Origin of the sequence: Burkholderia stagnalis (genome assembly GCF_039848545.1) — a bacterium.
Classification (GTDB): Bacteria; Pseudomonadota; Gammaproteobacteria; order Burkholderiales; family Burkholderiaceae; genus Burkholderia; species Burkholderia stagnalis.
Genome location: NZ_CP156687.1, coordinates 761,879 through 776,135, shown reverse-complemented (window position 1 = coordinate 776,135; position 14,257 = coordinate 761,879). Strand labels below are relative to the sequence as shown.

Annotated in this window: 14 protein-coding genes; 7 read left to right on the top strand and 7 right to left on the bottom strand. The window is 65.3% G+C overall.

The window, feature by feature from the left end:
* Positions 1 to 60: 60 nt before the first annotated feature.
* A complete protein-coding gene (locus ABFO07_RS34220; protein WP_347469811.1) occupies positions 61 to 1,086 on the bottom strand; it encodes an alpha/beta hydrolase family protein in 1,026 nt (341 codons plus the stop codon).
* 108 nt (positions 1,087 to 1,194) lie between these two features.
* Here ABFO07_RS34220 and ABFO07_RS34215 point away from each other — a divergent pair, with 108 nt between their 5' ends.
* The 4 genes from ABFO07_RS34215 (at position 1,195) to ABFO07_RS34200 (ending at position 3,974) form a co-directional block, all read left to right on the top strand.
* Positions 1,195 to 1,791: a TetR/AcrR family transcriptional regulator gene (locus ABFO07_RS34215; RefSeq protein WP_059892886.1), complete on the top strand. Its 597-nt coding sequence runs from the start codon at positions 1,195 to 1,197 to the stop codon at positions 1,789 to 1,791.
* Between the two features lie 167 nt (positions 1,792 to 1,958).
* Positions 1,959 to 2,276: a hypothetical protein gene (locus ABFO07_RS34210; protein ID WP_059804001.1), complete on the top strand. Its 318-nt coding sequence runs from the start codon at positions 1,959 to 1,961 to the stop codon at positions 2,274 to 2,276.
* A gap of 43 nt (positions 2,277 to 2,319) precedes the next feature.
* Positions 2,320 to 2,481 (top strand): hypothetical protein, encoded by a 162-nt coding sequence (locus ABFO07_RS34205; protein ID WP_155681452.1) that lies wholly within the window; start codon positions 2,320 to 2,322, stop codon positions 2,479 to 2,481.
* A 77-nt stretch (positions 2,482 to 2,558) separates the two neighbouring features.
* Positions 2,559 to 3,974 carry a CoA transferase gene (locus tag ABFO07_RS34200; RefSeq protein WP_347469809.1) on the top strand — a complete coding sequence of 472 codons (1,416 nt, stop codon included), beginning with the start codon at positions 2,559 to 2,561 and terminating at the stop codon, positions 3,972 to 3,974.
* Between the two features lie 85 nt (positions 3,975 to 4,059).
* Here ABFO07_RS34200 and ABFO07_RS34195 read toward each other — a convergent pair whose 3' ends face one another.
* On the bottom strand, positions 4,060 to 4,785 hold the full coding sequence (locus ABFO07_RS34195; RefSeq protein WP_059803991.1) for a pirin family protein: 726 nt from the start codon (positions 4,783 to 4,785) through the stop codon (positions 4,060 to 4,062).
* A 128-nt stretch (positions 4,786 to 4,913) separates the two neighbouring features.
* On the opposite strand from ABFO07_RS34195, the gene ABFO07_RS34190 reads away from it, so the two are divergent.
* Entirely contained in the window at positions 4,914 to 5,804 is an 891-nt protein-coding gene (locus ABFO07_RS34190; RefSeq protein ID WP_059557985.1) for a LysR family transcriptional regulator, read from the top strand.
* A gap of 272 nt (positions 5,805 to 6,076) precedes the next feature.
* Positions 6,077 to 6,490, top strand: coding sequence for a DoxX family protein (locus ABFO07_RS34185; protein WP_059557983.1), 414 nt, complete (start codon positions 6,077 to 6,079; stop codon positions 6,488 to 6,490).
* A 528-nt stretch (positions 6,491 to 7,018) separates the two neighbouring features.
* Here the strand turns inward: ABFO07_RS34185 and ABFO07_RS34180 are convergent.
* From ABFO07_RS34180 to ABFO07_RS34160, 5 genes are all read right to left on the bottom strand, one after another.
* Positions 7,019 to 7,402, bottom strand: coding sequence for a hypothetical protein (locus tag ABFO07_RS34180; protein WP_059557980.1), 384 nt, complete (start codon positions 7,400 to 7,402; stop codon positions 7,019 to 7,021).
* 639 nt (positions 7,403 to 8,041) lie between these two features.
* Positions 8,042 to 9,361 (bottom strand): MFS transporter, encoded by a 1,320-nt coding sequence (locus ABFO07_RS34175; RefSeq protein ID WP_059923729.1) that lies wholly within the window; start codon positions 9,359 to 9,361, stop codon positions 8,042 to 8,044.
* Positions 9,362 to 9,419: 58 nt separating this feature from the next.
* Positions 9,420 to 10,634 (bottom strand): tricarballylate utilization 4Fe-4S protein TcuB, encoded by a 1,215-nt coding sequence (gene tcuB / locus ABFO07_RS34170; RefSeq protein WP_347469808.1) that lies wholly within the window; start codon positions 10,632 to 10,634, stop codon positions 9,420 to 9,422.
* Positions 10,621 to 12,030 carry an FAD-dependent tricarballylate dehydrogenase TcuA gene (gene tcuA, locus ABFO07_RS34165; RefSeq protein WP_347469806.1) on the bottom strand — a complete coding sequence of 470 codons (1,410 nt, stop codon included), beginning with the start codon at positions 12,028 to 12,030 and terminating at the stop codon, positions 10,621 to 10,623. The genes tcuB and tcuA overlap by 14 nt, the downstream gene beginning before the upstream one ends.
* A 63-nt stretch (positions 12,031 to 12,093) precedes the next feature.
* On the bottom strand, positions 12,094 to 13,047 hold the full coding sequence (locus ABFO07_RS34160) for a LysR family transcriptional regulator (RefSeq protein WP_347469805.1): 954 nt from the start codon (positions 13,045 to 13,047) through the stop codon (positions 12,094 to 12,096).
* A gap of 397 nt (positions 13,048 to 13,444) precedes the next feature.
* Here ABFO07_RS34160 and ABFO07_RS34155 point away from each other — a divergent pair, with 397 nt between their 5' ends.
* The gene (locus tag ABFO07_RS34155) at positions 13,445 to 13,867 is read left to right on the top strand and encodes a hypothetical protein (protein ID WP_081063306.1); all 423 of its coding nucleotides are present in this window, start codon (positions 13,445 to 13,447) and stop codon (positions 13,865 to 13,867) included.
* Positions 13,868 to 14,257: the final 390 nt, after the last annotated feature.

Genomic DNA, 14,257 nt, shown 5'->3' with positions numbered 1-14,257 from the left:
TCCTTGAGTCTCACTGCAACGGCCCGGTGACGCGGCCGGGCCGATGCCTGTTGCTGTCGATCACTGTGACCGGATCCATGCCGCGATCGGGCCCAGCGTGCCCGGCGCGTATGCGTCGCGCCCGAGCGCCACGAAGAGCCAGGTCTTCCATCTCGGCCAGTCCGACTCCAGCTGGTAATCGAACCAGCGCGCGCGCAGCAGCCCGTGCGTCGCGCCGGGCACGACCACCACCCGCCGGCCCGCCCGGCCCGCGAACGCATGGGCATAGGCGTTCGCCTCGTCGGCCGGATCGACGTTGCGATCCTGCGCGCCCCACACGGCGAGCACGGGGCCCCGCATCGTCGCGAGCGCCTGCGACGCGTCTTCCATGTAGTTGCGCGCGACGAAGCCGAACCGGCGCGGCGCGATGTCGGGGCGCCGGCGCGGGTCGGCGGGCGCGTCCGCTCGACCGAAGATGTCGTCGTTCTTGCGTCGCTCGGCCGCCAGTGTCGCATCGATCCGTTCCGGCTGCATGCCGGTTGCCTGGAGCTGCTGCCGCGTCAGGTAGGCGCCTTGCCGGCGCCAGTTGACGGCGCCGCCGACGATCACCGAGAACGCGGGCCGCGCGGCGTTCGCGACGCGCGGGATCACCCAGCCGCCCTGCGAGAACCCGAGCAGGCCGATCTTGTTTGCAGGCCCGACGGCGGCGCGCACGCGCGCCATCGCGGCGAGCGTTTCGTCGGCGCGGTCCTGCATCGATTGCGAGAGCCAGTCGCCGCCGCTGTGGCCGACGCCCTGCTTGTCCCACGCGAACACGCCGATGCCGGCGTCGAGCAGGCGATTGACGAGCGGCAGCATCGCGTTGTCCGCGAAGCGGTCGCGCGGGCCGTCGCCGTGGACGAGCAGCGCGATCGGCGCGTCGGGCGCGTGCGCCGGCAGCGCCAGCGTGCCGACGAGGTCGGCGCTGCCGGCGCGGAACGTCAGCGTCGTGATGTGTGCGTTGTGCAGGTCGAAATCGGACAGGCCGCGCAGCGCGAGCGCGCCGAGCGCGAGCAGCAGTGCCGCGATGGCGGCGATGGTGAGGCGGACGAAGGTGGTGCGTTTCAAGCGGGGTTCCCCGGCCAGGCGGCTTGACGCGTCGGTGCCGCGGTTTGATAATAGATCGAGTAATCAGTCTATTAAAGATTCGAATCAACGTCCAGCGCGGAGTGCACAGTGAGAAAGGTCGATCCGGAAAAAGTCGAAGCGAAGCGGCGCCAGATCCTGGATGCGGCGATCGAATGTTTCGCGCGCAACGGTTTCCACGGCACGTCGACGGCGGCGATCTGCGCGGCCGCGGGCATGAGCCCCGGCAATCTGTTTCATTACTTCCCGACCAAGGCCGCGATCATCGCGGCGATCGCGCAGGAAGACCGGCGCGAGTCGGCCGAGCTGTTCGCGCAATGGGCGGATGCCGATGACGTGGTGGCCGCGATCGAGGCAATCGCGCTCGAGAAGATGAAGGCCGCGAGCGAGCCGCTCTATGCGCGCATCAGCATCGAGATCGCGGCCGAGGCGTCGCGCAATCCGGATGTCGCGGCGCTGTTTGCCGAGAACGAGGCACACGAGAAGGGCCTGCTCGTCGCGCTCGTCAAGCGCGGTATCGCGCAGGGGCAGATCGACCGTGCGCTGAAGCCGGCCGTGATCGCCACGTGGCTGATCGCGCTCGCGGAAGGCGCGGTCGGCCGCGTCGTGTTCGAGCCCGGCTTCAACACGAAGACGCATGCGCCGATGCTCCGGCTGATCATCCGGCGGATGTTGCAGCCGCAATGACGCGCGGCCGGCAACGTCACGCGTTTCGAATAGTCAGGATTCGGCAGCCGATATTTGCGCGGCATTTTCGTCGTCTGTATAACTGGAGCCGGCTCGCATCGTTGCCCGTCACACGGATAAGAACGGGCGCGCGAGCGACGCTCAACCTTCGGCAAGGAGATATGGTGATGATCAGGATTCGCGTAGTTTCGATGGCAGCGGCGGTATCCGTCGGCCTCGCGCTGGCGGCTGCGCCGGCAGCGTTCGCACAGGGGCCGGCGAGCGACGCCGCGCCTTCGTCGGCTGCTGCGCCGACGTCCAAGCAGATGAGCAAGGCGCAACGCAAGGCGGCGCGCAAGGCGGCCCGCCAGAAGCGCAACGAGGATCTGAACGCGATCCGGAAGGACGGCTACAGCCTGACGGGCGACCGGTCCGGTTTCCCGCAGAACGGCCAGGGCGCCGCGCCGAAGGCGGCCGACGGCGCGGCATCGGCGCCGGCGCAGTAACCGGGCGGTGACGGACGGGCCGCGGCGTGATGCGCGGCCCGCCATGCCGCACGATCTCGCGCCGGCAAACGACTTCCACTGCAATGCACGCGTGAGCGCGACGCTCGCGACATCCAGACGAAACCTCCAGCCGTTCCAACATCGCAGCGTCGATTCCGTGCGCCTGTTCGACGAGAAAATGCGACCGCCAAAAAACATCGCTTGATTCGCGGAATCAAGATTGACGCTCGAAATTGCCGGGACATAGACTTTTCCCACCCTATCCATGACCCGGGAACATCCATGTCCGAACCTGCTTCGACGTTGGCGCCGGAACGCGCCGGCAGCGCATGTACCGATGCCTTTCTGCATGACATCTGGCATGCGCTGAACGGCGACGCCGACCTTCTGAACACGCTGACGTTCAGCGGTTCGGGCGTGTTGCCGTCGGTGTTTCCGGTGACCGATTTCGCTTCGGCCGCGATCGGCGCGGCGAGCGTGGCGATCGCCGAACTCGTGCGGCACGCGAACGGCACGTTGCCCGCCGTCGATGTGAACCGGCGCTACGCGTCGCTGTGGTTCGGCACGTCGCTGCGCCCGCACGGGTGGGCCATGCCGCCGCAATGGGACGTGATCGCGGGCGACTATCGCACCGCCGACGGCTGGATCCGGCTGCACACGAATGCGCCGCACCACCGCGACGCGGCGCTCGCGGTGCTGCGCACGCCGCTCGACCGCGCGGCCGTCGCGCGCGCAGTCGCTGGCTGGCGAAAGCACGAACTCGAAGCCGCGGTGATCGCGCAGGGCGGTTGCGCGGCCGCGATGCACACGCAGGACGAATGGGCCCGCCATCCGCAGGGCGTCGCGGTGCAGGCCGAGCCGCTGCTGATCCACGATGCGATTGCCGCCGAAGGGCCGCGAGCGTCCTGGACGGCGCCGGCCGCGCGGCCGCTGCACGGCGTGCGTGTGCTCGATCTCACGCGCATTCTCGCGGGCCCGGTCGCCACCCGCTTTCTCGCAGGCTTCGGCGCGGACGTGCTGCGCATCGATCCGATCGACTGGGACGAGCCGAACCTCGTGCCCGAAGTCGTGCTCGGAAAACGTTGTGCACGCATCGATCTCAAATCGCGGGAAGGGTGCGCACTGCTGCGCGACCTGATCCGCGATGCCGACGTGATGGTGCACGGCTACCGGCCCGATGCGCTCGACCGTCTCGGCTTCGACGCCGACGAGCGGCAGCGGATCAATCCGGGGCTCGTCGACGTGTCGCTCGATGCATACGGCTGGAGCGGGCCGTGGCGGGGGCGCCGGGGTTTCGACAGCCTGTTGCAGACGAGCACGGGCCTCGTCGAAACGGCGATGCGTGCGACGGGCGCGGACCGTCCGGTGCCGCTGCCGGTGCAGGCGCTCGATCACGGCACGGGCTACCTGCTGGCCGCCGCCGCGATTCGCGGGCTGACGCGCCGGCTGGCGACACACACCGGCACGCGCACGCGCGCGTCGCTGGCGCGGACGGCGCTGCTGTTTGCGTCGGGCGGTATGCAGGCACAGGACCGGGCGCTGATCGTTCCCGAAGACGCGTGCGACCTGTCGGCCACGATCGAGGAAACGAGCTGGGGCCCGGCGCGGCGCGTGCATGCGCCGGTGCAGGTCGATGGCGCGCCGATGCACTGGGCGCATCCGGCGCGCGCACTGGGTTCGTCGATCGCCGCGTGGTAGCGGCGCGCGCGTCGCGCGGCCCGGCCGTAAACGATCGCGGGCCCCGCATCGCTGCGGGGCCCGCCTATCGGCGTCACGCGTCAGCTCACGCCCATTCTGCCGTCACTTCGACCGGACGCAGGTCGAACACCAATACTTCGGCATCCTTGCCGTCCGAGAATGCCAGCGCTTCCTCGCCGCGCACGCGGGCGCCGTCGCCTTCGCCGAGCGTCTTGCCGTTGACCGTCACGCTGCCGCGTGCGACGTGCACGTACGCAAACCGGTCCGGCGGCAGCGTGAGCGTCGCACGCTCGTCGCCGTCGAACAGGCCCGCGTAGATGCGCGTGTCCTGGCGGATCTTGAGCGAGCCGGCGGCGCCGTCCGGCGACACGACGAGCGTCAGCTTGCCGCGCTTGTCGTCGGCCGGAATGTTCGTCTGCTGGTAGCGCGGCTGCGCGCCTTTCTCCGACGGCCCGACCCAGATCTGCAGGAAGTGCACCGACGCGTCATGCGAGTGGTTGAACTCGCTGTGCCGCACGCCGGTGCCGGCGCTCATCAGCTGCACGTCGCCGGGCACGATCACCGAGCCCGTGCCCATCGAATCCTTGTGCTCCAGCGCACCGTCGAGCACGTACGACAGGATTTCCATGTCGCGGTGCGGGTGCGTGCCGAAGCCGCGGCCCGGCATCACGCGGTCGTCGTTGATCACGAGCAGGTCGGAGAAGCCGACTTGCTGCGGATCGTAGTAGTTCGCGAACGAGAACGTGTGACGGGAGCTGAGCCAGCCATGTTCGGCGCGGCCGCGTTGGTTTGCTGCTCGGATCTCAATCATTTGGTATGTCCTCAAAGTCGCCGAACCTCGAAAGTGGGCCCGGCCGATCGTTGAGATGAATCTTAAGTCAATCGATTTGACAAATAAATCGCCTATAAGATAATCACTGTCACATTGAGGTGGACAATATGGAACTAGGCGATCTGAGGATTTTTGTGGCGACGGTCGATGCGGGCAGCTTCACGGCGGCCGCCGACCAGCTGATGCTGTCGAAGCAGTTCGTCAGCCGGCGCACGATGGCGCTCGAGGCGGCGCTCGGCGTGCGCCTGCTGCTGCGCAACACGCGCAACCTGGCCGTGACCGAATCGGGGCACGAGTTTTATGCGCGCGCGCAGCGGATCCTCGCCGAGGTGGCCGATGCCGAGCAGGCGATGTCGGTGCGCAGCACGGAGCTGCACGGCTCGCTGAAGATCAGCGCGCCGCTGTCGTTCGGGATCACGCACCTGTCGCCGCTGGTCGCCGAGTTTCTCGCCGCGCACCCGGCCGTGCGGCTCAATCTCGACCTGACCGACCGGCGCGTCGACCTGATCGGCGAAGGCTTCGACCTCGTGCTGCGGATCGGCCCGCTCGAGGATTCGACGCTGGTGGCCCGCCCGCTCGGGCAGTGGCGGATGATCGCGTGCTGCAGCCCGGCCTACCTGCGCGAGCATGGCGCGCCGGCGACGCCGGCGGACCTGCACGCGCACGTCTGCCTGCTGTATGGGCGCGAGCGGCGGGTAGGCTGGGAGTTCCGGGTGGACGGCGCGGCGCGCACCTTCGACGTGCAGGGGCCGCTCGTCGCGAACAACGGCGAAGTGGTGCGCGACGCGGCGATCGCCGGGCTCGGCATCGCGCTGCTGCCGCACTTCATCGTCGGCGGGGCGCTCGACAGCGGCGCGCTCGTGCCGGTGCTCGATGCGTATGCGCCGCAGGCGCTGAAGCTGAATGCAGTCTTTCCGCAGCATCGGGAAGGGTTCGTCACGCTGCGCACGTTCATTGCGTTCCTGGCCGAGCGGCTGGAGCCGGGGCTGTCGGGTTGAGTCTTGGTGCCGGATGATTGTCAACCGGGGCAAGACAGCGAATCCGATTTAGACGGATTGATGATTCCAGTTGAGACAGTAGACTGCACACGTGCTTCGCCAGATCCGATCCGGCACCGCGCCAACGGGGCGCAACCGGATCGCATCGCCGGCGGCGAGCCGCTCAGGCCTGCCGTTCGATCGTGCGAGGGTGTAGTCCGTGGCATGCGTGCCCCGTTGCATCGGGATGCCGCCGCCGGACGCGTGAATCCGTCAATTCAATGGGGCTTGCAATGCGTTACGTTTCGCTGGAATCGAAGAAGGATGGGCTGCTGCTGGCGGCTCGGGTGCTGATGATGGTGCTGTTCGTGCTGTTCGGCTGGCAGAAGCTCACCGGCTTCTCGGGCACCGTCGCCTACATGGCGTCGACCGGCTCGCCGTCGCCCGAACTGTCCGCGGTGATCGCCGTCGCGCTCGAACTGGCCGGCGGCCTGCTGATCGCCATCGGTTTCTACACGCGGCCGCTCGCGCTGCTGTTCGCGGCCTATACGCTCGCCACCGCGTTCATCGGGCACCGCTACTGGTCGCTGAACGGGATGGAGCAGTACGTCGCGATGATCAACTTCTACAAGAACATCAGCATTCTCGGCGGGCTGTTGCTGCTTGCGCTGACTGGCCCGGGGAAGTATTCGCTCGACAGGAAGTGATGCGGCGCGGCATCGGTGATGGTGCGACGGGCCCGGCGTGCGGAAGCACGCCGGGTTTTTGTCGTGATGGCGCTAATAGGTAGATGTCGCCCGCTGTGGGGGGGCGTCTGATGCACGGGTACTTACCTTGTCCGGAGTGCCGAGGTTCTTGCGGAATCAAGCGCCATAGATCGAATTGTCGTCAGCGACCAATGGCAAGCCACAGCGAACTGATTGATAAAAGGCCGCCGGGCTACGTACTTCGACGATCGCGCTCACCCATTCGCCGGTGCGAACATGCGGATCGGCAATCGAGAGCGCCGATGTGGTAGCGCGAAGAAGGACGGTTGCCGACCTGTTGCTGCCGGTCGAGCCGTTGCACCTCCGAAGGCAAGTGTCAGAGCACAACGGTCGCTCGTTCCGAACATCCGATCGCTTGTCCTCCCTCAGCGGATCGGTTGCAGCGACCGAAAGCCCGGCGCACCACGTGACTGACCTGACTCCAGCCCCGCACCCAGCCCGACCTGCGACCCCAATGGCAAGCAATGATCAGAGATCTCCGCGCACTTCACCGGTTCCCAGCGCGCTCCGCTGCCGGTTGACTTCCGCCCAAAGCTCATCGCTGTCGTCATTGCGCAGCACGACCATCCAGTCCAGTTGATCGTCGGTCACGCCGAAGTATTCCAGGATTTCCCGGCGAGCCGCATCGACGAACTGCGCGTATTCCGGGGTTGCCTGGGCCTGCGCGTGCAGGGCGTCGTATGCTGCATCGTCCGCGCCGCCGCCGTGCTCGTCGATATAGCGCGAGATCCACTGGTCCAGTTCTCGGTCGTAATCGGCCTCGGCGCGCATCGCTTGCACAGCCGTGTAGAAATCCAATTGGGCAAACGCGGCGATCGCCGCCGTTGTCGCCTCGTCGAATGTAGTCGTCATTCCATCTCTCATGTTGGTCAAGACGCATCATCGCACGGGTCGCACCCGTGCAGGCACCGCGAATTCGGCCGGCGCAACACACCGCCTCGCGCCAACGTTTGACCGGAGCAAAGGCATCGTGATCAGGGGCACGTCTTCCAGTGCGCCACTCATCGGGGCCGCCCGGGCAACAGGACACTCATTTTGCTTCACTGCAAGCACAGTGAAGAAAGCCATCGGGCGCGGCAAATCGCAGAACAAGTTTCGAGCGTATCGCCGCAAGCGTCACTCCGGCACTTAGGCGCCAATGCGGGCGCCGATCGTGAACGGCGCGTAACGGCCGAACCGAACGCCGTTGGATACTCCCCGGTGGTCCGTTACCGGGGGCCAATGCCAACCGCACGTTCCGATGATCGTTTGCCGACATGCTGATAAAGGATTCCCACCAGGCCCACTCGTCGGTCAGTCGAATAGGCCTTCAGCCCATGATCTGCGCGCCGGACACATGCGCCTGTCAGCCACAGACGCGCAGTTCCTACGGCAAGACGGAGTAGCCTGCGTTGCTGCGCAACTGGGCCGCATCGCCCCTCTCGCCGCCGCCGAAAAAGCGAAAGCCCGGTGCGAAGCCGGGGTTACGGAAACGCGCCGATGTAATCGCTCTCAGGCCGACGATGCCGCCGACGCATTGCCGCCCGCCCGGCGACGGTACAGCCCGAGCGTCGCGCAAAAGCCGCAGAGCGCAGCGAAGCTCAGCCAGTAGCCGGGTGCGGCCTTGTCATGCAAGACCTGAATCAAATACGTCGATACGGCCGGCGTAAAGCCGCCGAACAGCGCCGTCGCGAGACTGAACGCCAGCGAGAAGCCCGCGACGCGCACTTCGACCGGCATCACTTCGGTGAGCGCGGCGACCATCGCGCCGTTATACATGCCGAAGAAGAACGAGAACCACAGCAGCACGATCAGCATGCGCGCGAAGCTCGGTGCATCGGCGAGCCAGGACAGCGCCGGATAAGCCGTGAAGATCGTCAGCACGGAAATGGCGAGCAGCAGCGGTTTGCGGCCAATGCGGTCGGAGATCGTGCCGCCGATCGGCAGCCAGACGAAATTCGACGCAGCCACGAGCAGCGTCACCATCAGGCTGTCGGAGGTGGACAGCTTCAGCACCGACTTCCCGAAGGTCGGCGTATACACGGTGATGAGATAGAAGGTGGTGGTGGTCATCGCCGTCAGCAGCATGCCGCCGATGACGGTGCGCCAATTGCCGAGCAGCATCGTAAAAATGTCGCGCGCCTGCGGGTGATGCCGTCGCGCTTCGAACGCTGCGGTCTCCTGCAGCGAACGGCGCAGCATGAACAGGAACGGCACGATCGCGCAACCGATGAAAAACGGCACGCGCCAGCCCCATGCACCGATCTGCTGCGCGGACAGCCACTGGTTCAGCCCGTAACCGATGGCCGCCGCCACGACGATGGCGACCTGCTGGCTCGCCGACTGCCAACTCGTGTAGAAACCTTTGTTGCCGGGCGTCGCCATTTCCGCGAGATAGACCGATACGCCGCCGAGTTCGGCTCCTGCCGAAAAGCCCTGCAACAGACGCCCGAGCAGCACGAGCGCCGGTGCGAGCAGGCCGATGGTCGCGTACCCCGGCACGCAGGCAATCAGAATGGTGCCGCTCGCCATGATCGACAGCGTAACGATCAGCCCGGTGCGCCGTCCGACCTTGTCGATATACGCGCCGAGAAAGATCGCGCCGAGCGGACGCATCAGAAAGCCTGCGCCGAACACGGCGAAGGTGAGCATCAGCGAGGCGAACTCGCTGGTGGACGGGAAGAAGATCTTCGCGATCGATGTCGCGTAGAAACCAAACAGAAAGAAATCGAACTGTTCGATGAAATTGCCGCTGGTCACACGCAACACGGCGGCGGCCCTTGTCGTGGGCGAAACGCCGGGCGTAGCGGCGATCGGTTCGGTACGGTTCATTGCGTCTCCTGCTTCTTTTCTGTAGTGATGGGCGCCCAAGGCGCACCCTGGTAACGGGCTAATCGGAACCGAGGCTCAGCGTGTTGCGTTGCCGCTTCTCTATCGACGATTTGAGCAATGCCGCCGAGCGGAAGATGCCGTGCGCGAACTTGCCGTAAGGCAGCGTGGCGAACAGCGCCATTACGATGCCGAGATGAATCGCGAGCAGCGACGGCATCGCCGAGGTCGTGCGGAGCGCGAGCAGCGCGAGACCGGATGCGCTCGTCAGAAGCAGGAGCGCGATGAAGCCGCGGTCCATCGGACGCTGACGGGCATCGCCGCGCTCCGGAACGCGTTTCAGGTTCAGCCACAGCAGTCCCGCCGGCCCCGCAATCAGTCCGACGCCGCCCGCCGTTCCCATCAGCACCGGCACGCTCAGAAACGGATACGGCGCTTCCAGACCGAATGCATAGTGATAGAGCGTCGCGACTGCGGTTGCCGCAAAGCACAGCATGAAGCCGTAGAACGTCAGGTGATGGAAACGACGCCGCGCCAGCGTGAAGGCATCGTTCTCTTCGTTGCAGCCGTCGCCGTGGCCTCCGTCCAGGTACTTGAGCGTCAGCGCGTTCCTGGCCGCTTCCGCGACGGCTGGCGCGGAAGCGCTTGCCGTTCCTGCCGACACGTCGCGCCAGAAGCGCGTGACGCCCAGACCGAGCGCGAGAATGGCGAACAGGAAAACGATGCCAAACATCGCCGCGAGCAGGCGGTGCGGGAAGATCGCGTAGAAGTTCGCTGGCGCGACATCGCCCGACAAGCCGCCGTGCAATGCCGTACCGAGCAGCAGAAACAGCGCGATTCCGGCCGCCAATGCAACCGACAAAGTCAGGCCATTTCGCTTGTACAGCGCGCCGAACGACGCGGGAAACGCGTATTCGGTGTAGGTTTCGAGCCGGACTTCGGCCATCGCTTTCGGCACGTTCACGCCGAATTCGTGCGGCGGCGCGTATTGGCACGCGTGATAGCACGCGCCGCAGTTGTGGCAGAGATTCGCCAGATAGTTGACGTCCGCCTTGCCGAATTCCAGGCGGCGCGTCATGGCCGGGAATACGGCGCAGAAGCCTTCGCAATAGCGGCAGGCGTTGCAGATCTGCATCTGCCGTGCCACTTCGGTTTCGCCGGCGCTCATCTGCACAATGGGGATCACGCGCGCCATGCTGCCGTGTGAAGTCTTTTTCGTATCGACCGATAACGCCGTGCGCGTGCGTTCGGGCGCGAGCGGGTCAGACTGCTGCACTGGTTGCCTCCGTTGTCCTGAGTGCGGCGCGCGCGGCCTGCGTCCCGGCAATGCGCCCGAAGGCCGTGCCGATCGACATGCCGACGCCCGCTGTATAGCCCTTGCCGAGCACGTTGCCGGCCATCATTTCGCCGGCTACGAACAGGTTCTCACTGGCTTTGCCGGCGAAGTGAACCTGCGCGCGGTCATTGGTTTTCAGTCCGAGATACGTGAACGTGATGCCTGGCCGCAACGCATAACCGTAGAACGGCGGCGTCTCGATGCGGCGCGCCCAGTGCGTCTTGGGCGGCTCGAGGCCTTCGGTGTGGCAGTCGTCGAGCGCGGTGTGGTCGAAGGCGCCGTCGCGGCATGAATCGTTATAGCGCGCGAGCGTTTCCATGAAGCGCGCTTCCGGCAGCCCGAGCTTGCGCGCGAGTTCCGGCAGCGTGTCGGCCTTTTCGCCCGGAAACACCGGCGGCATGAAGCGGCCGATTGCTTTCGAGTCGATGATCGAATAGCCGATCTGCCCGGGCTGATGCGCAACGAGCCGTCCCCAGATTGCATAGCGCTTCGGCCAGAAATCCTCGCCTTCGTCGTAGAAGCGCTCGGCGTCACGATTCACCACGACGCCCAGCGACACGCAGTCGATGCGTGTGCAGATGCCGCCGTCATACAGCGGCGCGCGCGCATCGATGGCGACGCAATGCGACTGAGACGGGTCGCCAATCATGTCCGCACCAGCGTCGGTCATATGCTTGATGAGCACGCCCTTGTTGAAGCGTGTGCCGCGAATCAGGAAGTTGTCGGCGGGCCATTCGCCGCGCTCGTTTTGCCCCCACGCTTCGCGCAGCCATTCGCGATTTGATTCGAAGCCGCCTGCCGCCAGCACGCAGGCGCGCGCCTCGAAGCGCTGGCTGCCGCTGCGCGCCGCGATGAAGAGACTGCCGTTGAGTTCAAGCGAATCAACGGGTGTTTCATAGCGGATCTCGACGCCGAGCGCTTCGGCGCTGCGGTAATACGCGTTGACGAGCGCCTTGCCGCCCCCCATGAAGAACGCGTTGGTGCGTGCCACGTGCAGCGCACCGGACAGCGGCGGCTGGAAGCGCACACCGTGCTTCTGCATCCACGGCCGGCACGACGACGACGCGCGGATCGTCAGCCGCGCGAGATGCTCATTCGTGATGCCGCCGGTAACTTTCAACAGGTCCTGCCAGAATTCCTCTTCCGGATAGGCATCGACGAGAACGTCTTGCGGCGCATCGTGCATGCAGCGCAGATTGCGCGTGTGTTGCGAGTTGCCGCCGCGCCATTCGCGCGGCGCGGATTCGAGAAGCAGGACCGACGCGCCCGCTTCGCGCGCCATCAATGCGGCACACAGCGCGGCATTGCCTCCTCCGATTACGAGCACATCGACCATCAGACTTGCCTCCTTTTGGACAAATCGTAAAGGCGTCGTGCCCGCGTCGCTACCAGCCTGCCGTCAACGGGTCTTCACTTTTTGTGAAGGCTGAGGTTCCCGCAGCCGCGCACCGGGCCAGCGGCCTTCCTGCACCAGTTGACGGGCGACATCGGCGAGCACCACGCGCGCAGCGAGGCCGGCGGGAGACAGTTCGTCATCGGAGATGCTGGCAAGCATGTTGGGCCGCGTGGCGTATTTCTCGGCGACCGGCACGCTCGTCAGTATCACGTTCTCGGGCCTTGCGAGCGCCGCGCCCGGCTGTATCGTCGCGCCGATGCCGGTGCGGACGAAGTCCATCAGGAGCGCGAGACCGTCGACTTCGGCGACGATGTTCGGCTCGTACTCGGCGCGCCTGAACGCGGATAACAGCAGCGAACGCAGCCCGTGCGTGCCGCTGGGGAGAATCAGCGGAAGCCTGCCGAGATTTTTCAGCCGGACGGATGTGCTCGTCGGCATGCCATCGAGATCGCCCGCGCCGATCAGGAACAGCCGCTCGTCCAGCAGCGGCAGCACGCTCCAGCGTTGCGCGGACTCCTCACGGAACAGCACGGCGAGATCGATCTGACGCGCGCTCAACATGGACGCAAGATAGCCGGAGAGACTTTCGACCATGTGCAACCGTACATCGGGATAGCGCGAGCGCATGGCCTGCATGAATGGGACACCCAGCACGCTCGCCGTGCTCGGCGCCATGCCGACACTGACATGGCCCGACAGACGGGCTGAGCGTGCCGCAAGCGCGGCATCATCGATATGACGCAGCGCGAGTTGCGCCTGACGCCAGAACGCCAAACCTGCGTCGGTCGGAACGACGCCCGCCGAGGTGCGTTGCAGCAGACGCGTGGACAGTTCGCCTTCGAGACGGCTGATCTGCTGACTCAATGCCGAGGTCACCACGCCGAGTTCCAGCGCTGCCTTGCCCATGCTTCCGTGTTCCACGACACTGAGAAAATAGCGTAGTTGTCTGAGTTCCATTCCGCGCTCGATCAGAAGGATTAGGCGGATATTTTGACAGAACGTCGTCGGGCAATCGTCAGCGTCGAGGCCGGATCTTTACAGCACGTGCGCTTCTGAAGCAGTCGCACATATCAAGCAATAGATCCCACAAACACATAGCGAGATTGCCTGGAACGTAGCCAACACGAGCTAGGATGAGCATCCAGCTTGGCTCACGTATTCGAGTTGCAGACTATGAGTTTCCAAACTCCCAGGCAGTCAATCGACGAGCGGCGCGGTAGCTTATGGCCTTACCGGGAATCGTTCACACGATGCGAAGTTCGATTCAACGCCATTGCCGGCCGGGTCGCTGAAACGCGCACATGCCATAATTCGCCAGTTCCTGAGCTACCGAACGCATCGTGTCCTACGCGAAATGACTTTGATCAGATCACTTGCCGCCGCCTGCCTGTTGCTGGCTGGATGTATTGCTACAGCGCACGCCGAGACGTACCCGCCGGAAGTATCGAGAAACATCGACAAACTCCAGTCCAAATGTTCCCGCAAGTCCAACGATCCTGAGGCGCCAGCCTGCATCGAATACAAGGCCACGCTGGCCCGCACCATTCCACCCGCCGTCCAGGCACTGATGCATCAGGAAGAAGTGGTCAATGACAAATGCCGGAACGGCCCGGCACCGAGACGATTGCCTGATGGGCAATATGCTCCGGGGAGCGCCTGCGCACAACGCGAACAGTTGATGAAGATCATTCGCCGGCACGGCTGGTGCTGGGGGCATACGGACATGGACAGCTATCAGCCGGGTTGGGTGATCTGTCATCCCGGTGAATGGCAGTAAGGCCGCGCACGACGGCAACGCGCGTGTCGAATGATGCGCGCATGCCGGCGATGATGTGGATGAACGCAAGCGCCCCGTAACACTTCTGCCGAGTCGAGCCACACGCATGCCGCTTGCGGCATGCTACGCGCGCGGCCTTCTCCTCGAACGCGCGGCTATGCCTGCGTAACCACGCGGACTCGATCCGCCCTCCGGCCTTTCAGCCTCGTCTGCGTCGATGATGTGCGCGATGTTTGCCATCCGTCGACACACAGTCTGACCGCCGTCAAACAAACACACGAAACGGCGAACCGGATATCGCGCGCAAACCCATGCCGCTCCGGCGCATCGCGCGATTCAGCCAGATTTTGCAGAAGACCTTTCCTGTGCAGCGCGTTAATCGACAGTTGC

Bases quoted from the DNA above. Each gene is read 5' to 3' on its own strand.
- ABFO07_RS34200 (WP_347469809.1), top strand. From the start codon at position 2,559: ATGTCCGAACCTGCTTCGACGTTGGCGCCGGAACGCGCCGGCAGCGCA.
- ABFO07_RS34205 (WP_155681452.1), top strand. From the start codon at position 2,320: ATGCCGCACGATCTCGCGCCGGCAAACGACTTCCACTGCAATGCACGC.
- ABFO07_RS34155 (WP_081063306.1), top strand. From the start codon at position 13,445: ATGACTTTGATCAGATCACTTGCCGCCGCCTGCCTGTTGCTGGCTGGA.
- ABFO07_RS34160 (WP_347469805.1), bottom strand. From the start codon at position 13,047: ATGGAACTCAGACAACTACGCTATTTTCTCAGTGTCGTGGAACACGGA.
- ABFO07_RS34175 (WP_059923729.1), bottom strand. From the start codon at position 9,361: ATGAACCGTACCGAACCGATCGCCGCTACGCCCGGCGTTTCGCCCACG.
- ABFO07_RS34190 (WP_059557985.1), top strand. From the start codon at position 4,914: ATGGAACTAGGCGATCTGAGGATTTTTGTGGCGACGGTCGATGCGGGC.
- ABFO07_RS34210 (WP_059804001.1), top strand. From the start codon at position 1,959: ATGATCAGGATTCGCGTAGTTTCGATGGCAGCGGCGGTATCCGTCGGC.
- ABFO07_RS34180 (WP_059557980.1), bottom strand. From the start codon at position 7,402: ATGACGACTACATTCGACGAGGCGACAACGGCGGCGATCGCCGCGTTT.
- tcuA (WP_347469806.1), bottom strand. From the start codon at position 12,030: ATGGTCGATGTGCTCGTAATCGGAGGAGGCAATGCCGCGCTGTGTGCC.
- ABFO07_RS34195 (WP_059803991.1), bottom strand. From the start codon at position 4,785: ATGATTGAGATCCGAGCAGCAAACCAACGCGGCCGCGCCGAACATGGC.
- ABFO07_RS34185 (WP_059557983.1), top strand. From the start codon at position 6,077: ATGCGTTACGTTTCGCTGGAATCGAAGAAGGATGGGCTGCTGCTGGCG.